Genomic DNA, 19,378 nt, shown 5'->3' with positions numbered 1-19,378 from the left:
CTGAACCACTGTACCGAATGCGGTAGTGATCTCCGTCATGCGGCTTGCACAAGCCCATGTCCGTGCCACCCTCTACGCTTGTGCCCATGCGGATCCTTCACACCTCGGACTGGCACATCGGACGGACGTTCCACGGCATGAACACCGTTCCGCACTTCCTTGAGTACGCCGACTTCCTCATTGAGACCATCAAAAGCAGCTCAATTGATGTGCTGCTTGTCTCCGGCGATGTCTTCGACCGTGCCGTTCCGCCGCTGGACGCACTGGAGGCCTACGAAGCCACGATGGCTCGGGTCCTCGACACCGGTGCAGTCGCAGTGTTGACCAGCGGCAATCACGACTCCCACCAAAGGCTGGGGGTCGGCCGCCGACTCATGGAATCCTCCGGGCTGTACATTCGCACGTCCCTTTCCGACATTGAACGACCCGTTCTGCTCGGCGACGACGATGACCGGGCTGCCGTATACGGAATCCCATATCTGGAGCCCGCCCTCGTCAGCGGCGTCTTCGGCACCTCGCGCACACACAGCGCAGTTCTCAATGCAGCAATGGAGCGCATACTCGCCCACCGTGCGCAGCACTGCCCGGACCACACGGCGATCGTCATGGCACACGGATTCATCGCCGGTGCCGAACCCAGCGATTCCGAAAGATCAATTGAGATCGGCGGTGTGGGCAGGGCGGAAGCGGACCTCTTCACGTGGGCCGACTATGCCGCCCTCGGCCACCTGCACCGCCCACAAACCGTCGTACCGAACGTACGGTATTCGGGTTCGCCCCTCCCCTATTCCTTTTCCGAGGCCGGCACAGACAAGCTCATGTGGCTGTACGACACCCGGTCTGGAGCGATCGATTATGTGACGATCCCCGAGATCCTTCCGGTCGCTTCTCTTACCGGCAGCGTCGAGGAGCTGCTGGTGAAAGCACCCGATTACCAGGACCACGCGGTCGAGGTGCGGCTGACCAACACCACGGTCCCGCAGGGCGCTCTGGACTCACTCCGGAAAACATTTCCTCAGCTGCTCAGCGTCCAGTGGATCAACCTCGTGCAGACCACGGCGCCACGGAGCAGGCGAACACAAACCGTCGACGACGCAGAAGTCTTTGCACAGTTCTGCAAAGCAACAGTCGGGCGCTCACCCTCAGAATCAGAACGAGAACTGTTCACCAACGCGATGCAATGGGCTCAGGAGCGGACTCGATGAAATTCCACACGCTTTCCGTTGAAGGCTTCGGCGCCTTCAGCCAACGCCAGACGGTCAACTTCGACGCCCTCGCCGACGACGGCCTGTTCCTCATTTCCGGCCCCACTGGGTCAGGCAAGACCACCATCCTCGACACTGTCACGTTTGCCCTGTTCGGCCGTGTTCCCGGTGTGCGCAATGATGCAGGCGAACTGCGCTCCACCTACGCCGGTCCCGATACTCCAACAACAGTCGTGCTCGATTTCACAGCGGATGGACGCAGGTGGAAAGTTGAACGCAGCCCAAGCTACGACCGACCGAAGCTGCGCGGTGAAGGCACGACGAAAGAAAAGCCGCGGGCGTTTCTGTTTGAACAGCGCGGTCAGAATTGGAAGCCCGTGGCTTCCGGCAGCCGCCAGGTGGGCGAAGCCCTCGCACCGGTCATAGGTCTCACAGCAGAGCAATTCACCAAAATCGTGCTGCTCCCCCAGGGAGAATTCACGGCCTTCCTCAGAGCTGACACAGCTGAGCGAGAACCCCTGCTGCGCAAACTGTTCGGAACAGAGCGCTTCAGCTCCGTCGAAGACTGGTTCCAACAGCGGTCACAAGACGCAAGGCAGAAACTCGACGACATCATGCGGCACCGCTGCGATGTCATGAAGACCGCAGCTGAACAGTGTCTCGACCGCCTGGCAGTGCCAGACGACCAACGGCCGGGCTTCGTTGACGTCGTCGCTTTTCTGGCTGCTGCGAAAACAGCTGCAGTCGAGCACGCAGAAACAGCGACCATCGCTGCCAGAACCGCTGATGAAAGCCTTGAGCTTCACAACAACCGTGCCCAAGAACTGAAAAGCGCCGCCGTAAAATCCGAGGCTCTCGAAGAGCACCGGCGGTTGGAAGCTGAGCATGAGAACCAGCGGGAGGCTGTCGAGGCCGCCCGCTGCGAACTCGAACGCAAGAAAGCTGCGGATCGCATCATGCCGAGCCTGCGCGAACAGAGAAAAGCTCACCGAGCGCTTTCAGATGCTCAACAGCAACACGAACGGGCACAGGAAGAACTGAAAGCTTCACTAGGCCAGGTTGAGGATCTCGCACAGTGCGAATCCGTCACAAACACCGCTTACTCCGCAGCAGGCAGCCTGGCCCGCAGTCTGCGCAGGCGGGAAGCGCTCGAAGCTGAGAGCAGACGATGCCGCGAAGCGCTCGAGGCCGCGCACGAAGAGCTGAAGAAAGCCCAAGCGGCCCACACCGAAGCCGCCCAAGCCGACACGGCGGCGCAGAACGAACTCGCGGAAGCACCCGATCTCGCCAAGCTCGAAGCCGAACACCAAGACATCGCGACGCACGCCGACAGTGCGTTCAATGCCCACAGGCGACACGCTGAAATGCAGGACCTCGTCCAGAGCGCACAGGCGGTGCTGCGCGAGCGTGAAGACACCGTACGTGATGCGACAGAGCACTTTCGGAAAGTCCGGGGCCTGCGCCTGAGCGCAATAGCGTCTGAACTTGCCCGGGACCTGCGTCAAGGACACGCATGCCCAGTGTGCGGATCGGAAGAACACCCGAGTCCGGCCCGGGCGGCGGGCGCAGAGAACTCACGGGATGCAGAAGAACGGGCCGAACGAGCAGCTGATCGGGCGCAAACGGCACTCGACGAGGCACGCACTGCCGTTTCATCGGCCCAAGCGCAGCTGGCTGCCGCGGAAGAGGCCGTGCAGAATGCGAAGTTCACCGACCCCGACGAAGCTCGGGGGGCTTTGGACAAAGCCGCCGCTGAACTGCAACGCGGACGCGAAGTTCAGCAGAAACTCAAGGGGGCAGCAGAACGCGCGGCTCTGCGCTTGGCATCTGCTCACGAACGGCTGACAACCGCGCAGCAGCAGACCGATGCGGCCAGGGAGCGCTTTACGGATGCTGACTCGCAGATGGATGCCATGTCACAGACGCATGATTCGGTGTTCGCTCCCGACATCCGCGCCGCAGGGGTCGAGGTCCCGGACACTGCCGAGGCTGCATCCGCCGTTGCCGAGGCCCTCAGCAGACGAATGTCGCTCATCCGCAAGCTGCAGACTGCCGAAGACCACGTGCAGCGCGCCGAGCGCGAGTTCACCCAGCGTGCGGCTGACTACGCCGCCCAGCTCGAAGCATCCGCATTTGCGGATGACCACCAGCTTGAGAAGGCGGCGGCTTCCGACGCCGAGCAGCTCGAAAACGTGCTGACGGCGAATGAATACCGAAACACCAAACTGCACGAAAACCGCAACAGCGACTGGTTCGCGGAAGCTCAGACGCTGCCCAGCGCACAGGAATGTCATGATCGCGCCGCGGAGGCAGCCGCAGCTGCTGACACCTGGGCTCAGCAGTCACAGCGGCTGCACCAGCGCCTAGCTGTCGTCGCCGACCGTCTGAATTCCCTGGAAAGACTCCTCGAGCGCTTCACAGCCGAATCCGATCATGAGCGCCGCGCAATTGATCGGCTGAAAGAAGAAGTCCAATTGTCGGACCTTGTACGCGGCACAGCGCAGCATTCGAAGCTGCCTTTGAGCTCGTTCGCGCTTCTAGGACTGTTCGAAGCGGTCACACGCAGCGCCTCAGACCGACTCAGCGCCATGACCAGCGGGCGATACCGTCTGTCAGTGAATCCTCTTGGGCAGAGAAAGGAACGCAAAGCGGGACTCAGCCTCGTCATCCACGATGCGTTTTCCGAAAGCGAACGAGACCCCCGTTCCCTGTCGGGCGGCGAGTCATTCATGGCCGCGCTGGCTTTGGCGCTCGGCCTGGCAGACACAGTTGCCGAAACAGCAGGAGGCCTTCGTCTGGACACCCTCTTCATTGACGAAGGCTTCGGCAGCCTCGACCCCGATTCACTGGACGCGGTGCTCACCGTGCTCGACGAACTGCGCACGGGAGGTCGCTGTCTCGGGGTTATCTCCCACGTCGAATCCATGCAGCGGGCAATACCAGCAAAGATCATCGTCGACCCGGGTCCTGCCGGTTCCAGCATCCACACCTCCGGGCTGAAAGATTCCCCGGGCGCCTCCAGCATGTAAGCAGCAGAATCGGATAACGTGGAACTGTGCTTGTCCTCAGTATTTCCAGTCTCAAAGGCGGCGTCGGCAAGACGTCGGTAACTCTCGGCCTGGCTTCTGCCGCGCAGAGCCGCGGAATCCCGACCCTCGTGGTCGACATGGACCCCCAGGCTGACGCATCGACGGGTCTCGACGTCCCGATTTCCACGCCGCTGGACATCGCGGATGTCCTCGCCGCACCGAAGTCGAAGCTCGCACGCGAAGCGATGGTGCCCAGCGGATGGACCGACAAGGGGTCCAGCCGGCTCGACGTCATCCCCGGCTCACCGCGCGCCGCCGAATTCGATCGACCCAGCTTGTCCGAGCGTTACCTCAAGAGGCTGCGCGATGCACTCGACAGAGTTTCGGACGTCTACAGACTGGTCATCATCGACTGCCCGCCATCGCTCAACGGTCTGACGCGTACGGCCTGGACAGCCAGCAACCGGGTTCTCGTCGTCACTGAACCCGGCCTGTTCTCTGTCGCTGCAGCTGATCGTGCACTGCGCGCCTCAGATGAACTGCGCAAGCGCACAGCCAAAGACCTGCAGCCGCTGGGCATCGCGCTCAACCGGGTACGTCCGTCGTCGCGCGAACACAGCTTCCGCATCAACGAACTCAAGGACATGTTCGGGCCGCTGGTGATCAACCCGCCGCTTCCCGAACGCACTGTCCTGCAGCAGGCACAGGGTTCTGCCCGACCGATTCACCAATGGCCTGGGCGTCCCGCCAGCGAACTTGCTCGCGCTTTTGACAAGATTCTCGATCGTGCGCTGCGCAGCGAAAACATTCGGGGACGACGCCCCGCTGAAGAGCCCTCTGCGGCGCCGGCATCGCCGACTGCGAGCACAGCACCGCAGCAGCCACAGAGCGCCGATGCTGGTTCGGATGCCCAGACAACCGGTTCAAAGGTCGAAAAGCCCAAGGACACGAACACTGCGCCTTCCAGTCCAGCTGAACCGCAGACGCAGAGCGTAGGCACCGCACCCGCCGGCACCTCCGCCAAGCCGGAAAACCGACCGGCCGACAAGTCCGCGCCTGCAGGCACCTCCGCCAAGCGGGAAAACCAGCCTGCCTACAAGGGCGTACCCGCAGCAAAGCCCGGTACAGCAGAAAAACGCGGTCCTGCGACGAAACCTGGCCCAAGCCAGAAACCCGCCGCCGAAAAGCCTGCTGAAGCCGCCAAGGCGAAAGGCCGGGCTGAAAAGACCCAGCCGGCGGAACAGACAGCGCAGACAGATAAGTCCGAACCCGCGAAGTTGACCGGCCCGCGCCCCGACGGCACATACCCCAGCCGTCGTGAACTTCGCCAGAGGCGCGCAGACTGACGCACACCGAGACACAGCACAAAAAAGGCGGCCAGGAGATGTTCTCCTGGCCGCCTCTGTTTATCAGGCCTTCAGTCCCCCAGGGCGCAAATCAGCTTGACTTGCGCGCCCTCCGAAGTGCGAGTTCGTCAATCGGCAGCTGTGCCTGTTCGGGCCTTTCGCTGGGAAGTTCAGACAGCGTTCCTTCGACTTCGCGCCAAACCTGGCCGACGGCGATGCCGAACACGCCCTGACCGCCCTGGACGAGGTCAACGACTTCATCAGCGGACGTGCACTCAAACACCGACGCGCCGTCGCTCATCAGGGTGATGCGCGAGAGATCATCGATTCCGTGTTCGCGCAGGTGTCCCACGGCGGTGCGAATCTGGTTAAGGGCAACCCCGGTGTCGAGAAGGCGCTTGATGACCTTGAGCACCAGAATGTCGCGGAAAGAATACAGGCGCTGCGAACCCGATCCGGTTGCAGTGCGAATAGAGGGAACGACGAGGTCCGTGCGTGCCCAGTAGTCGAGCTGACGGTACGTGATGTCAACGACACGGCACACCGTGGGGCCGCGGTAGCCCGCGTCTTCGTCGAGCTCCGGAAGATCGTCGTCAAAAAGCAGCCCTTGGGCTGCGCGTGGAATCGGCTTGACCGATTCTTCTGTTGAGTGGCTCACGCCATCTCCTCCTTAGACCCCTGGGGGAAGTAAGGGCACGTTGTCGAAGTCCTCTGAGTTTACCGCATAGGACAGACACGAGCCCGGGGCTGTCTTCAAGAAGAACCTATGTGCTGGGCGGAGTCGTTTCAAACATTTAGAAGATAACGTTTCTGCGTGTCGTCGTTATCCTAAGAATCAAAACTGTGCTCAGCTTTCCCGTTCGGGCTTCTTTTCCGTGAGCAGTCGGGTCTTGACCGTCGATGCGTATTTGTCTTCGTACTGCTGTCCGGACAGGCGCAGAATTTCGTACATGACCTCATCGGTGATCGAACGCAGCAGGAACCTGTCGTGCTCAAGGTCCTGATAGCGGCTGAAGTCCATCGGCTCACCGAACACCACGCCCACACGGCGCAGCTTCGGGATGACGGAACCGGTTTTGAGCACCTTGTCCGTGCCGATGACAGCAACCGGAATGACCGGCACACCAGCCTCGAGAACCAGGCGGGCAACGCCGGTACGACCGCGGTAGAGCTTCCCGTCGGGACTGCGCGTGCCCTCCGGGTAGATGCCCAGGAGAGCCCCGCTCTTGAGAACTTTCAGACCGGCCTGCAGAGAGGCCTCGGAAGCCGACCCTCCGCCTCGGTCCATGGGGAGCTGGTTCGTGGCCTTGAAGAACCACTTGGTGAAGAAGCCGGTGATTCCGCGCCCCATAAAGTAGTCCTTCTTAGCCAGGTAGACCACGGGACGCGGTGCAACCAGCGGCGTGAAGATTGAATCGACAAACGAAAGGTGATTTCCCGCGATGATCGCCCCGCCCTCAGCGGGTATGTTCTCGAGGCCGCGAACCCAGGGACGAAAAAGAGCCTTGAGAAGCGGACCGACGAAGATCCGCTTGAGCAGCCAGTAGAACACTCAGAGCCTTTCGGGACGCACCGCGCTTGTTTGCGCTTCCGAGTATAGGTCCTTTGCGACCCTCTGCTGTGGCATCCTGGAAACATGACCGCCCAGCACTCAACAGACTTGACGCAGCCCCTCCGCCTGACCGGCTCAGGTGACGTCGGGATTCTCGCCGTTCACGGCTTCACCGGCTCCCCCGCCGCGATGAGACCGCTTGCGCAAGCACTCCACGCCAGCACCGGCGCGCCGACCTCTGTTCCGCTGCTGCCCGGCCACGGCACGAATCTGAAGGACATGGCTGCCAGCACGTGGCAGCAGTGGAGTGAAGCAGTAGACCAGGCCGCTGACGAACTGCGCACCGAGTGCGGTGAAATCGTCATCATCGGATTGTCAATGGGCGGGGCCCTCAGTCTGCACACTGCGGCCAAACGCTCAGACATTGCACACGTCGGTCTCATCAACCCGGCCGTCTATGTCGACAGCCCCTTCGCGCCTTTTGCCGGTGCTTTGTCCATATTCATCAACCGGGTGTCGGGGATTGAGAACGCAATCAACAAGCCCAGACAGGACGAACAGGCGTACCCGCAGGTGCCTCTGCGCAGCGTCGGTGAACTGTACCGAGGTATCCGGGTCGTGCGCTCCGAACTGTGGCGGGTGCACGCACCGATCACCTATTTCCTATCCGGGACCGACGATGTGGTGGAACCGCGTTCGTGGAAATGTGTGCGCCAAGGTGTGCGCGGACCGATGAGAACCGTTCCGCTGCCCATGAGCAATCACGTTGCAACCCTCGACTATGACGCAGACAAGATCGAAGAAGAGCTGACCGCCGTCATCCGTCAGCTGCAGGAGGAACCCCGTGGCGCGTGACGGGCACGAACCCGAATGGGACCGACTGAAGCCGGATGAAAAGGTCACCGATGAGCAATGGGACTCGATCATGTCCGGCTACAGCGATTTCGACGCGGTCAACTCCGAGGTGTCTGCTTCAGAAACCGCCGACTACCTCGCAGAGCAGGATGGCTGGACGGCTCCCCCAGCGCCGAAGATCGGCATTCGCAGTGCACGACCAGGGCTCGTCGTATCCACAGCCGCATTTCTGCTCGGGATCATCGGGCTAGTCCTGACCGCGCTGTTCTTTCGCTCGGCACCGGGACTTGTGACCGCGTTCTTCATCGTGTGTGCCGCAGGAGGTGCGGTTGCATTGATACTGTTCCTCCCCCAGTCCCGCACCGACCGCTATGACGACGGCGCGCAGGTGTGAATCTCCGTGTCAGTGCCAGGTGAGACGATTCCGGAATGAAGGAATTTCCCGGCTTCGATCTCCCGGAACCCGCACGTTCCGGCCAGCTGAGCATCGCCGACATCGGCACTGATCTGAGCGACGTCACGTTCACGGTGCTCGATTTCGAAACCACCGGAGCAGACCGCGCCGGCGGCAACGTCACAGAGATCGGCGCCGTCCGCGTTCGCGGCGGAAGAATCGACGGAGAATTCCAGACACTCGTCAATCCAGCCGGCCAGGCCATATCGCCGTTTGTGCAGCGGCTGACCGGCATCAGCAATTCCATGGTGGTCACAGCACCGGAAATGCGCGCGGTGCTGCCGTCGTTTTTGGAATTCGCACGAGGCACGGTCTTAGTTGCCCACAATGCGCCGTTCGACATCGGCATTCTCAGGCGGGCCTGCGAAGAACACGACTATCCGTGGCCGGGCTTTCCCGTCGTCGACACACTCACACTCGCCAGGCGCCTGCTTCCCAAAACGGAAGTGCGCAATCACAAGCTCGGGACACTCGCACAGCACTTCGGCACAGAGACTGACCCCGAACACAGGGCACTCGCAGATGCTCGAGCAACGACGGAGCTCCTCCACCACCTCTTCGACCGTCTGGGCGGCTACGGTGTCACAACGCTCGAAGAACTGCTGTCGATCAAGCCCAAAGGGCTTGGCCGCAGGCGCACGAAACTGCACTTGGCAGAAAATGTTCCCTCAGCTCCCGGCGTCTACATGTTCCTCGACGGGGCGCGCCGTGTTCTCTACATCGGAAAATCACGCGACATGCGCTCGCGTGTCCGCTCGTACTTCACTGCCGGCGAAACTCGAGGGCGCATGACGGAAATGGTGACAGCCGCACAGGAAGTCACCACAATCCCCTGCGCAACAGAAATCGAGGCCTCGGTGCGCGAAGTGCGGCTCATCGGCGAACTCGCCCCTCCCTACAACCGACGATCGAAGAGACCAGAACGCCAAACGTGGCTGAAGTTCACCGACGAGGCGTTTCCCCGGCTGTCAGCAGTACGCTCTCGACCACCCCGAAATCTACTGGTCGCCGGCCCTTTTTCGTCGCACAAGAGCGCACTCCAGGCCAAGCAGGTGTTGGAACAGCTGTATCCCCTGAAAACCTGCACTCAGAACCCCCGGTCCGAAAAGTTCAGGCCGTGCGCAGCCAGCCAGGTCGACGCGTGCGGCGGCCCATGCTCTGGTGTAACGGACGAACAGGCGTACCAGGACGCCATAAGCGGGCTTGAGCAGTTCGCAGCGGGTAACACGTCCGATTTCAGCCAACAGCTGCATGGAAGGCTGCGGCAGCTGTCCCAGAATCAGCGCTTTGAAACTGCCGGGGAAACACTGGATGCGGCAGTGCACATGCTCCGCGTCCAAGCACGGGCAGAAGCAGCAGACCTGCTTAAGGACACCGAGCAGATAACCGCTGCGCGCCCGCAACCTGACGGAAGCTGGGAACTGGCGCTCATCCGCTGGGGACGGCTGGCCGCATCAGAAACTGCTGCAAAAACCTCTGGCGTGCTCAGCGCGGCACAGGCGATCGAAGCGACAGCCGCCCACGTTGAACCTGATCAGCACACGCTGCTGGAAGAGCACACGCTTCTGTCAGGGTGGCTGTACGCAGAGGGAACCGTACTCATCAGCTCGACGGCACCTCTGCTTTTGCCGCGAACAGGTTTCAGCTATGCCTCAGCGCAGCTGGGCTCAAGCGGACGCGGCGGCTGACTCTTCAACCAGCTGGTCGAGCTTCGCCGCGGCCTTTCCGGCATCAAGCGTTTCCTGAGCACGCTGGAACTGAGCCGACAAGCGGTCGGCAAGCGGCGCCTCGGCGTCATCAGAAGCGGCCACGAGCGCCGCCGCGGCATTGAGCAGCACAGCGTCTCGCACAGGCCCGGTCTCCCCGTCCAGGGTGCGGCGGATAACGGAGGCGTTGTATGCGGGATCGCCGCCGCGCAGGTCGTCCTTGGTCACACGTGCAATGCCCAGCGACGTCGCATCGAACACCGAGTGCTCAATCTGTCCGCCGCGCACTTCCCACACGTCATTGACTGCAGTGTTGGACAGTTCGTCAAGACCGTCCTGCGAACGGAAGACCAAAGCGGAATCGCCGCGTTCAGCAAGCACACCCGCAATAAGCGGCGCCATAGCAGGATCCGACACGCCGATGGCGGTCGAACGCGTGCCGGCCGGATTGGCGAGCGGGCCGAGGATGTTGAACGCACTGGGCACTGCAATCTGCTTGCGCACAGGGGCGATGAAGCGCATAGACGGGTGGTAGACGTTCGCAAACAAGAACGCCATGCCGACTTTCTGGGCAACCGCTGCAGTCTCCTCCGGGGTCAGGTCCAGGGCCAGCCCAAGGTGTTCAAAAACATCAGCCGACCCCGAGGCCGAGGAGGTGGCCCGGTTTCCGTGCTTTGCCACCGGCACCCCGGTTCCGGCGATGACGAACGAAGCTGTCGATGAGATGTTCACCGTCTTGGCCCGGTCGCCGCCGGTGCCGACGATGTCGACATAGCCGTCGAGACCTTCGATGGAAACGGCGTGCTCCATCATCGCCGACACAAGACCCGTGATCTCTTCGACGGTTTCGCCCTTGCCGTGGTGGGCTACCAGGAACGCGGCCATCGTGACGTCGGGGACGTCACCGGACATGATCTGGTCCATGGCCCACGCCGCGGTGCCTCGGTCCATGTGCCGGTGATCCATGAGTCCCACAATGAGGTCCGACCAGTTACGCACGTCCTTCATGACGCTGCTTTCGTTCGCGGTGAAGGGAACGGTCATAACTGTGCCTTTCTGCTGGGCAATCTGTACGGCGGGACAAACGCGGTCAGTCTATCGGCGTGAAAGGTACAGCATGTTCCCGGCCTGGCACGCACGCAATCAGATGATGAAAAGCCAAGGATTCTGAGCTCTCCATGCCGCGACTCCCATACCTCATAAAACAGGCACTTGGTCGTGGCTGGTGAACGAAACGGGTGAAACTATCGCCAAACATAAACAGAACCTAATGTGAGTGATACGCACCACAGTAGTGCGACACGCAGGCGAGGCCGGGTGCCGCATCGAGTAAATCTTCACAAACCGCGCCAACTCGCCGAAAGATGGGTATTGAAATCTCAATTAATGAGTGAATCCTGAGTGAAAGATGAAATTCACCTGCGGACTGGGTAATAATCGTGGTGTGTCAACTGCAGCTTCATCTCAAACAGCGCCGGTTCATCCCGTGATCAGCAGGCCGAACACGACAACCATCGGGTTCATCGTGTGGCTTGCGAGCGAGCTGATGTTCTTCGCCGCGCTCTTCGCCATGTACTTCACGATCCGCTCCGTGGTTCCCGACATGTGGGCAGCGGAAACGCCCAAGCTCGAAGTGCCCTTCGCGCTCGTGAACACTTCGATCCTGGTCCTGTCTTCCGTGACCTGCCAGATCGGCGTTCACCACGCTGAGCACTTCAAGCCTCGCCGCCCGGAGGGCAAGGGTCTGTTCGCCATCGGCCAGTGGGGCATGATCGAGTGGTACTTCCTCTCGTTCATCCTCGGCTCGATCTTCGTCGGCGGTCAGGTCATGGAGTACGCAACGCTCGTCTCCGAAGGCGTAGCAATCAACTCGAACGCCTACGGTTCCGTCTTCTACATGACGACCGGATTCCACGGTCTGCACGTCATCGGCGGACTCATCGCGTTCCTGTTCGTCATCGGACGCGCCTACGGGGCTAAGCGCTTCGGCCACCGCGAATCGACGTTTGCAGTTTGTGTTTCCTACTACTGGCACTTCGTCGACATCGTTTGGGTTGCGCTGTTCGCAATCATCTACCTGCTCCAGTAAGCGGACGACCCGCACACCCGCAGCGAAAATTTAGTAAAGGACAAGACTCGTGAAGTTTCTTGCAGAACGCCGCCGGCACCCCATGGCGCTCGTTGTTCTCCTGCTGGTCGGACTGCTGTTCACCGGCGGGGCATACGCGCTGTTCACCGGCGGAAGCGATGCCAACGCAGACGAATACTCCGCTGACCAGATTGACGCCGGTCAGAAGCTGTTCGTCACGAACTGCGCAACCTGCCACGGCATGAACGCCGAAGGCACTGAAAACGGACCCAGCCTCATCGGCGTGGGCGCATCAGCGGTCGACTTCCAGGTTGGCACAGGCCGCATGCCGCTCCAGATGCACGGCCCCCAGGCTCCCGTGAAAGCCCCGCAGTTCGACCAGGACGAAATCGACGACATGGCTGCATATGTCGCCTCGCTTGGTCCTGGCCCGGCAATTCCCGATGCTGAATACCTCGACGCCTCCAAGGGCGACGCTGCAGCAGGCGGCGGCCTGTTCCGCACGAACTGCGCCATGTGCCACAACGTGGTCGGCGCCGGTGGTGCTCTGACCCGAGGCAAGTACGCTCCGAACCTCAGCGAAGTTTCCGAGCGCCACCTCTACGAGGCAATGCAGACCGGCCCGCAGAACATGCCGATCTTCAACGACGCAAACCTCACCCCCGAAGACAAGCGCGACATCATCGCCTACATCGAAGACACCAAGAAGCCCTCCCCGGGAGGCTTCAAGCTCGGAGCCCTCGGCCCGGTTGCTGAAGGTCTCTTCATCTGGTTCTTCGGACTGTCCGCAGTCATCGGCATCACCGTGTGGCTCACCGCCCGGTCGAAGTAAGCCAAGCCCTTATCCGTTTCGAGTACTAGACGAGGATGCACATGACCTCGAGTCACAACACTGGCACCACCGGCCAGCTTGAGCCGGTGAACGGGTTTGAGAACCCCGGCCTGCCGCAACACAACCCCAGGATCACCGACGCTGAACCACTGGCCGAAAAGGCGGCAGAGCGTCAGGTAGCCCTGTGGTTCCTGCTGTCGATGATCGGAACCATCTGGTTCATCGTCTCCTTCTTCCTGTTCGGACCCAAGGGAGAAGAGCCCACCCACGCAGGCCTGCGCCTCCAGACCCTCATGCTGGGTCTCGGCTCGGCTGCTGCGCTGTTCGGCCTCGGTATCGGCATTGTCCACTGGGCACGCACGCTTCTGCCCGATGCCGAAATCGTTGAAGATCGCCACTCGATTGCCGGTTCTGAAGAAGACCAGGCTATTGCTCTGGAAATCCTCAACCAGGCAAAGGAAGAGTCGGGTATTGCCCGCCGTCCGCTTCTGCGCAACATGCTCATCGCGGCCGTTGCAATCGCTCCCCTGCCTGCCGTCCTCGTCCTGCGCGACCTCGGTCCGCTGCCGGGCGACAAACTCTTCACCACCCTGTGGAAGAAGGGCGTCCGTCTGGTGCTCGACCCGGGCGGTGTTCCCGGTGAAGGCGAAGAGCGCGCGATCAAGCTCGCTGACGTCACGATCGGCTCGGCTTACCACGTGGTGCCCGAAGGCATGCACAAGTCGGAAGAGCCGCTGAACGAAAAGGCCAAGGCTGCTGTTCTGCTTATGCGCATCAGCCCGGACGAACTCAACACTGAGCCCGGCAAGGAAGACTGGGGCGTTGACGGAGTTGTCGCATACTCCAAGATCTGCACCCACGTTGGATGCCCTGTCGCTCTGTACGAACACCAGACGCACCACCTGCTGTGCCCGTGCCACCAGTCAACCTTCGACGTGACTCAGCACTGCAAGGTCATCTTCGGCCCTGCTAAGCGTCCGCTTCCGCAGCTGCCGATCGAAGTCGACAGCGAAGGCTACCTGGTCGCCCAGAGCGACTTCCACGAGCCCGTTGGTCCGACCTTCTGGGAGATCAACACGAGGGAGACTGACGCCTGATGAGCAACACACTCACTGACAACAAAGCACTGATTGCCGGTGGCCGCTGGGTTGAATCCCGCACCGGCGCTTCCAAGGCCGTCAAGGAGTTCGGCCGGAAGATCTTCCCGAGCCACTGGTCGTTCATGCTCGGCGAGGTTGCACTCTACAGCTTCATCATTCTGGTTCTTACGGGAACCTTCCTGACGCTGTGGTTCCGCCCCACCATGGGTCACGTGATCTACGAAGGTCCGTTTGTCCCGCTCAAGGGTGTACAGATATCTGAGGCATACGCATCGACCCTCTACATTTCGTTTGAGGTTCGCGGCGGTCTGTTCATCCGTCAGATGCACCACTGGGCAGCTCTTCTGTTCATGGCCGCTCTTTCGATCCACGCGATGCGCGTGTTCTTCACCGGCGCTTACCGCAAGCCCCGTGAGATCAACTGGATCATCGGTGTCGGCCTCATCGCCATGGGCATGGCAGCCGGCTTCACCGGCTACTCACTGCCGGACGACCTCCTGTCGGGTAACGGTCTGCGAATCATCGACGGTCTGCTGAAGTCCATTCCGCTGGTGGGAACGTACATTTCGTTCTTCCTGTTCGGCGGGGAATTCCCTGGCGAAGACATTGTGTCCCGCCTGTACTCGATGCACATCATGGTCGTGCCAGCACTGCTCATTGCATTGATCGGTGCCCACCTGATGTTCGTCGTGATTCACAAGCACACACAGTGGCCCGGAGCCGGTCACACCAACCGCAACGTTGTCGGCGAACCCGTTCTGCCCACGTTCGCGGCTAAGGGCGGCGGCTTCTTCTTCATGATCTTCGGCCTGCTGGCCCTGATCTCCGGTGTGTTTACGATTAACGCGATCTGGAACTACGGACCGTACGACCCCTCCCCCGTTTCGGCTGGTACCCAGCCTGACTGGTACATCGGCTGGCTCGATGGATTCCTCCGAATCATGCCAGGTTGGATGGAATTCTACGTCTTCGGCTACCCGATCTCCGTTAACATCAACACCGCGCTTCTTGCCACCGGAGTTCTGTTCGTCGGGATGATCGTCTGGCCGTTCTTCGAGCAGTGGCTGACCAAGGACACCCGCGAACACCACGTTCTGGAACGTCCGCGCAACAACCCCACGCGCACCGCGTTCGGTGTGGCGGCAGCCATTTGGTACATCAACCTGTGGGCAGCAGCTTCGGGTGACCTCATCGCAGTGTTCTTCCACATGTCGCTTAACGACATGATCTACATCTTCCGAGCACTGTTCTTCCTTGGACCGATCGTCGGCTACATCGTGACTAAGCGCATCTGCCTGGCCCTTCAGCGCAAGGACCGTGAGATCGCACTGCACGGTTTCGAGTCGGGTGAAATCATCCGTCTGCCCCACGGTGAGTTCCAGGAGCGCCACAAGCCACTGTCAGAAGACAAGCTGTGGAAACTGACCGCCTTCGAAGCTCCGGGCTACATCCCCGCGCAGCCCAACGAAGACGGAGTCATCACCAAGGCGGAGAAGCGCCGCGCACGTGTTGCACGATTCTTCTATGAAGACCGCGTTGCTCCTGTCACGAAGGCAGAGCTTGACGCTGCACACCATGACCACGAAGAGGTCGAAGCAGCTGACAGCAAAAAGCTGAACTGACAATAGGCAGCTGAAGCCCCGCAGCCATTGAGGCTGCGGGGCTTCTGCTTTGTCTGCCGGCGCTCCACCTCGTGCCCCCTCCAGCCGGCCTAGAATCACGTTTCAATGCAGTTTTGCGCGGTGCTGCGGCGCATTTGCGCGTGAGTTTGCATTAAAGCGCAAATATGGCGTGGTGGGTTGCGCGCTCTCGCCTAGCCGCCTGCAGCCAGGCCAGTCTTTCCACTCAGTCCGGCCCTCGGTCAAGTCTCGGGTAGTGGTGTAGCCGTGTAGCTTTCGGCTCGGTATGTCGTTCGGGGTTGTGGTTAGGCGGTTAGCTGGTTTTTGTCGCCGTGATCATCTCCTGGGTGGTGCATGAGGTGTTTGGTGTGCTCGAGTGCGGATAGTGACATGTAGCGCTTTTGTTGGATCCAATCATCGTGCTGCTCGGCAAGAACTGCGCCGACGAGCCGGATGATGGATTCGCGGTTCGGGAGGATGCCCACGACATCGGTGCGGCGGCGGATCTCCCGGTTTAACCGCTCGGTTGGGTTGTTTGACGATACTTTTGTCCAGATGGGGTTACCCGCAAATCGTGGACACGTAGTGGAGCTACCTAGTGGTTAGGCAGCTATTTCTTTTCTGCTAGTGATTAGACCTATTTGGTTCTCAAAGTCGACGGGGCTGACCATGCCGAGTGCGGAATGTCGGCGTCGACGGTTGTAGACGACTTCAATCCAGTAGGCAACGGCCTTGCGTGCAGCATCACGGGTCGTCCAGCGCTTACGGTCGTAGAACTCGGTTTTAAGCGTCGACCAGAACGACTCAGCCATCGCGTTATCAAAGCACACACCAGTACGCCCCACGGACTGAGCAATGCCCAGGCTGCGGCAAACCTCCCAGAGCTGCTCGCTAGTGAATTGAGCTCCGCGGTCAGCGTGAAACACCAGCCCATCAGGAACGTCACCACGCAACGTGTGCGCCATCCGCAGGGCCCGCTCGACCAGGGAAGTATCTTGAACGCTATCCATAGCCCAGCCCAGCACCCGGCGGGAATGGCCATCGCGGACCGCGCACAAGTACAACCAGCCTTCACCGGTGCGCAAGTAGGTAATATCTGACATCCACACCCGGTTGAGCTCACCAGTATCAAACATGCGCTTGACCAGGTCAGGAAGCGTGGACTTACGCTTAGCTTGAATCGTTGTCACCGGGACAAAGGCCCGCGGTGAAATCCCCTCAATCCCCATCATGCACATCCGTTTAGCCACAGTCTTACGGTTAAGCGCAATGTGGTAGCGCTCGGCAAGTTCTGCGGTGATCCGCGGCGCACCATAAACCTCATCGGAGTCTTTCCAAATCCGGTGAATCTTGCGGTCAACATCATCGTAAAATGCTGCACGATCATCTTCGCCCGATAGTCGCTTCTGCTGCGTATGGGCCCATTTGTAGTATCCAGACCGAGACACTTTTAAAAGCCGTGCCATGCGCTTGATGCTGTAGTTCGCCTTCTCCTGCTGCATCAATTCGAACTTTTCTGCTCGCGTTGCTTCGCAGCGAAGAAGGCTGTCGCTTTTGACAAAAACTCGTTATCCATCTTGGCTTCAGCCAGCTCCCGACGAAGACGAGCATTCTCAGCACGAAGATCAGCCTCGCTCATCCCATCTGATGCTCCTCGGCGCTCACGCTCGAGTTTGACCCACCGGCCTAAAAGCCCGGCGGACACACCAATCTCCTTAGCCACATGAGCAATCGGACGCCGCGACTCTATTACCAGGTTCGCGGCTTCACGCCGATACTCCGGCGTGTACTTCTTGCGCTGTTGACTCACAATGAACATCCTCTCCTACGGACACAAGATCCGCACTAATAGGGTGTCCACTAAACGAGGGTAACCTCACAGACTGGTTTCGGGGCTACGGTAAACGCCAACACCTCATCAAGCGACTCCTCCAGATAGGCCGCAACCTGCGGGAATTTCGGCTCCAACAAGTCGACGACTTCCCGGGCTTGTCCCCAAGTAGATGATGCATCGGGTTGCTGGAAGATGGTCTGGAACATCGCAGAGACCATCGGCCATTGTGTTTTCGGGACCTTTTCGTAGAGGTTTTTCGCGAAGTGGGTGTGGCAGCGCTGCCACGACGCATCAGGAAGCACTTCAGAAATGGCGTGCTGGATTCCTTCGTGGGCGTCACTGGTGATAAGGAAGACACCACGAAGCCCGCGGGCTTTTAAGGCCTGGAAGAAGCCTTTCCACGATGCGTTGGATTCCGCAGTGGCGACATGCATGCCGAGCATTTCGCGGTAGCCGTCAGCGTTAACACCGGTGGCCAAAAGTACGGAGCATTTGACCACCCGGCCGCCTTCGCGGACTTTGATCGTCAATGCGTCACAGGACAGGTAGGCGTACCCGCCGGGATCGAGTGGGCGGTTTTTGAAGTCTGCGACCATCTCGTCGAGTTCTTCCGACATGCGCGATACTTGGGATTTCGGTATGTTGGAAATCCCAAGTATCGCCACCAGGTCATTCATCCTGCGGGTAGAAACCCCTTTGAGGTAGCAGGTCGCGATCACACAGTCGATAAGGCTCGTTCGGCCCGTGAGCGGCGCTCTAACAGCCAGTCCGGAAAGAACGCGCCGCGGCGCAGTTTCGGCACTACGACATCGATCGTGCCCACACGGGTATCAAAGTCACGGTGGCGATACCCGTTACGGTGGTTGACCCGCTCGGCCGAAGCGACGCCGTACTCGGCCCCGCAGACGGTATCAGCCTGGGCGGAAAGGATCTGGTTGATAAACCCTTGCAACATCTGACGCATCAGATCCGGGAAAGCCTGTGCCAGCAGATCGTCCAGATAGGTTGCAAGGGTCGATAGAATGCGGAGCAGCGGTCATCGTCATGCGCCTTTCGGTGAGATGTGGTAGCAGAGTCGAAAGGTTACTGACGGTGGCCGCCCCTATATTTCCCAGGGCCCACCATCACAAAGCGTTACACCACACTAAGGGACGCAACCCACAGATGAGGCGGCTCCGTGCGGTTCCACCTCTATATGTGCCCAAATCTGTAGAACCTACTGAGACCTGTGGTTTGTTTCTTGCCAGCGCGGTTGTTGCATGGCTGCCAATATTCCGCGCGCCACCCGTTAGCAGCAAATCCGCGCTTTAGCCGCATCGAGACTCCGTTCAGCAACTGAAACTCCCGTTAGCAGTTGCTGCTAGGGCGCAGAATCCAGCTAAAGGGCGACACGTCACCAAAAAGGGGACGTGAACGGAGACGCAAGATATCAGCGGTCCAGTTCTCAGCGGCAGAAGCGAACGCTGTCCTGAATCCGGACAGACGGGAAGGCAGCCTACAGGCGCAACGAGCAGCAGTGACAGACTCGAAGTCTCGAGGTGGCCTTTATGTTCGCAACGTTGTTTTCGAAGCTGTTGGTGTGCGCAGATGATGCCTCAGCGAAGTGAGCACACACGAGATTGCCTTCATTTTTGAGATGAATCTGTTCTGGATGGGCATCCACCCTGTTCACGTGTGCAGAGGCGCGGGCATCATCTAATAACAGTGAAGCGGCGCAGTCACAAAGACCACACTTGGGAATTAAGAAGCACAACAAA

The 19,378-nt window shown here is 60.2% G+C and carries 16 protein-coding genes and 1 pseudogene; 10 read left to right on the top strand and 7 right to left on the bottom strand.

Features of this window, described 5'->3' with window-relative positions; genetic code table 11:
* The first annotated feature begins 86 nt into the window (after nucleotides 1-86).
* From HMPREF3092_RS00145 to HMPREF3092_RS11580, 3 genes are read left to right on the top strand one after another with little or no spacing between them, the layout of a single operon-like run.
* Complete coding sequence (locus tag HMPREF3092_RS00145) at nucleotides 87-1,205, top strand: metallophosphoesterase family protein (RefSeq protein ID WP_061942781.1); 1,119 nt, start codon at nucleotides 87-89, stop codon at nucleotides 1,203-1,205.
* The gene (locus HMPREF3092_RS00140; RefSeq protein ID WP_070423422.1) at nucleotides 1,202-4,234 is read left to right on the top strand and encodes an AAA family ATPase; all 3,033 of its coding nucleotides are present in this window, start codon (nucleotides 1,202-1,204) and stop codon (nucleotides 4,232-4,234) included. Before HMPREF3092_RS00145 ends, HMPREF3092_RS00140 begins: the two co-directional genes overlap by 4 nt.
* Nucleotides 4,235-4,260: 26 nt before the next feature.
* Nucleotides 4,261-5,580 (top strand): ParA family protein, encoded by a 1,320-nt coding sequence (locus HMPREF3092_RS11580; protein ID WP_070423421.1) that lies wholly within the window; start codon nucleotides 4,261-4,263, stop codon nucleotides 5,578-5,580.
* A gap of 91 nt (nucleotides 5,581-5,671) precedes the next feature.
* Here the strand turns inward: HMPREF3092_RS11580 and HMPREF3092_RS00130 are convergent, their stop codons facing one another.
* Together HMPREF3092_RS00130 and HMPREF3092_RS00125 are read right to left on the bottom strand one after the other, a co-directional pair.
* Nucleotides 5,672-6,238, bottom strand: coding sequence for a MerR family transcriptional regulator (locus tag HMPREF3092_RS00130; protein WP_019174972.1), 567 nt, complete (start codon nucleotides 6,236-6,238; stop codon nucleotides 5,672-5,674).
* A gap of 189 nt (nucleotides 6,239-6,427) precedes the next feature.
* Nucleotides 6,428-7,132 carry a lysophospholipid acyltransferase family protein gene (locus HMPREF3092_RS00125; RefSeq protein WP_019174971.1) on the bottom strand — a complete coding sequence of 235 codons (705 nt, stop codon included), beginning with the start codon at nucleotides 7,130-7,132 and terminating at the stop codon, nucleotides 6,428-6,430.
* 108 nt (nucleotides 7,133-7,240) lie between these two features.
* On the opposite strand from HMPREF3092_RS00125, the gene HMPREF3092_RS00120 reads away from it, so the two are divergent.
* Genes HMPREF3092_RS00120 through HMPREF3092_RS00110 form a run of 3 tightly spaced genes read left to right on the top strand, consistent with a single transcriptional unit; the run spans nucleotide 7,241 to nucleotide 10,129 of the window.
* Nucleotides 7,241-7,987 (top strand): alpha/beta hydrolase, encoded by a 747-nt coding sequence (locus tag HMPREF3092_RS00120; protein ID WP_176745672.1) that lies wholly within the window; start codon nucleotides 7,241-7,243, stop codon nucleotides 7,985-7,987.
* The gene (locus tag HMPREF3092_RS00115; RefSeq protein WP_070423419.1) at nucleotides 7,977-8,381 is read left to right on the top strand and encodes a hypothetical protein; all 405 of its coding nucleotides are present in this window, start codon (nucleotides 7,977-7,979) and stop codon (nucleotides 8,379-8,381) included. The genes HMPREF3092_RS00120 and HMPREF3092_RS00115 overlap by 11 nt, the downstream gene beginning before the upstream one ends.
* 35 nt (nucleotides 8,382-8,416) lie before the next feature.
* A complete protein-coding gene (locus HMPREF3092_RS00110) occupies nucleotides 8,417-10,129 on the top strand; it encodes a DEDD exonuclease domain-containing protein (protein WP_070423418.1) in 1,713 nt (570 codons plus the stop codon).
* Here HMPREF3092_RS00110 and trpD read toward each other — a convergent pair.
* Nucleotides 10,109-11,191, bottom strand: coding sequence for an anthranilate phosphoribosyltransferase (trpD, locus tag HMPREF3092_RS00105; protein ID WP_070423417.1), 1,083 nt, complete (start codon nucleotides 11,189-11,191; stop codon nucleotides 10,109-10,111). The two genes, HMPREF3092_RS00110 and trpD, sit on opposite strands and share 21 nt — an antisense overlap.
* 400 nt (nucleotides 11,192-11,591) lie before the next feature.
* On the opposite strand from trpD, the gene HMPREF3092_RS00100 reads away from it, so the two are divergent.
* The 4 genes from HMPREF3092_RS00100 to HMPREF3092_RS00085 are packed head-to-tail and all read left to right on the top strand — an operon-like array spanning nucleotide 11,592 to nucleotide 15,790.
* Nucleotides 11,592-12,236, top strand: coding sequence for an aa3-type cytochrome oxidase subunit III (locus tag HMPREF3092_RS00100; protein WP_256174339.1), 645 nt, complete (start codon nucleotides 11,592-11,594; stop codon nucleotides 12,234-12,236).
* Nucleotides 12,237-12,285: 49 nt separating this feature from the next.
* The gene (locus HMPREF3092_RS00095; protein ID WP_019174965.1) at nucleotides 12,286-13,068 is read left to right on the top strand and encodes a cytochrome bc1 complex diheme cytochrome c subunit; all 783 of its coding nucleotides are present in this window, start codon (nucleotides 12,286-12,288) and stop codon (nucleotides 13,066-13,068) included.
* 41 nt (nucleotides 13,069-13,109) lie between these two features.
* Nucleotides 13,110-14,165, top strand: coding sequence for a cytochrome bc1 complex Rieske iron-sulfur subunit (locus tag HMPREF3092_RS00090; protein ID WP_070423416.1), 1,056 nt, complete (start codon nucleotides 13,110-13,112; stop codon nucleotides 14,163-14,165).
* The gene (locus tag HMPREF3092_RS00085) at nucleotides 14,165-15,790 is read left to right on the top strand and encodes a cytochrome bc1 complex cytochrome b subunit (protein ID WP_061942767.1); all 1,626 of its coding nucleotides are present in this window, start codon (nucleotides 14,165-14,167) and stop codon (nucleotides 15,788-15,790) included. The genes HMPREF3092_RS00090 and HMPREF3092_RS00085 overlap by 1 nt, the downstream gene beginning before the upstream one ends.
* Nucleotides 15,791-16,092: 302 nt before the next feature.
* Here HMPREF3092_RS00085 and HMPREF3092_RS00080 read toward each other — a convergent pair.
* The 4 genes and pseudogenes from HMPREF3092_RS00080 to HMPREF3092_RS11435 all read right to left on the bottom strand — a co-directional run.
* A pseudogene (locus HMPREF3092_RS00080) lies at nucleotides 16,093-16,344 on the bottom strand (transposase); the annotation flags it as partial.
* Nucleotides 16,345-16,389: 45 nt separating this feature from the next.
* Nucleotides 16,390-17,606 (bottom strand): IS3 family transposase gene (locus tag HMPREF3092_RS00075; RefSeq protein WP_141737908.1). Its coding sequence is split into 2 segments (ribosomal slippage): nucleotides 16,390-17,345 and nucleotides 17,345-17,606, totalling 1,218 coding nucleotides; the frame shifts between segments, so codons are not numbered across the junction.
* Nucleotides 17,607-17,647: 41 nt separating this feature from the next.
* Entirely contained in the window at nucleotides 17,648-18,388 is a 741-nt protein-coding gene (locus HMPREF3092_RS00065; protein WP_256174350.1) for an IS256 family transposase, read from the bottom strand.
* Nucleotides 18,337-18,585, bottom strand: a complete 249-nt coding sequence (locus HMPREF3092_RS11435; RefSeq protein ID WP_256174338.1) for a transposase — start codon at nucleotides 18,583-18,585, stop codon at nucleotides 18,337-18,339. Before HMPREF3092_RS11435 ends, HMPREF3092_RS00065 begins: the two co-directional genes overlap by 52 nt.
* Nucleotides 18,586-19,378 lie beyond the last annotated feature (793 nt).

Origin of the sequence: Brevibacterium sp. HMSC24B04 (assembly GCF_001806835.1) — a bacterium.
Lineage (GTDB): Bacteria > Actinomycetota > Actinomycetes > Actinomycetales > Brevibacteriaceae > Brevibacterium > Brevibacterium ravenspurgense.
This window is presented reverse-complemented; position numbering and strand designations above follow the sequence as displayed.

Excerpts from the sequence above, each read along its gene's own strand:
- HMPREF3092_RS00145 (WP_061942781.1), top strand. The coding sequence starts at position 87 with ATGCGGATCCTTCACACCTCGGACTGGCACATCGGACGGACGTTCCAC.
- HMPREF3092_RS00140 (WP_070423422.1), top strand. The coding sequence starts at position 1,202 with ATGAAATTCCACACGCTTTCCGTTGAAGGCTTCGGCGCCTTCAGCCAA.
- HMPREF3092_RS00110 (WP_070423418.1), top strand. The coding sequence starts at position 8,417 with ATGAAGGAATTTCCCGGCTTCGATCTCCCGGAACCCGCACGTTCCGGC.
- trpD (WP_070423417.1), bottom strand. The coding sequence starts at position 11,191 with ATGACCGTTCCCTTCACCGCGAACGAAAGCAGCGTCATGAAGGACGTG.
- HMPREF3092_RS00090 (WP_070423416.1), top strand. The coding sequence starts at position 13,110 with ATGACCTCGAGTCACAACACTGGCACCACCGGCCAGCTTGAGCCGGTG.
- HMPREF3092_RS00085 (WP_061942767.1), top strand. The coding sequence starts at position 14,165 with ATGAGCAACACACTCACTGACAACAAAGCACTGATTGCCGGTGGCCGC.
- HMPREF3092_RS11435 (WP_256174338.1), bottom strand. The coding sequence starts at position 18,585 with ATGCGTCAGATGTTGCAAGGGTTTATCAACCAGATCCTTTCCGCCCAG.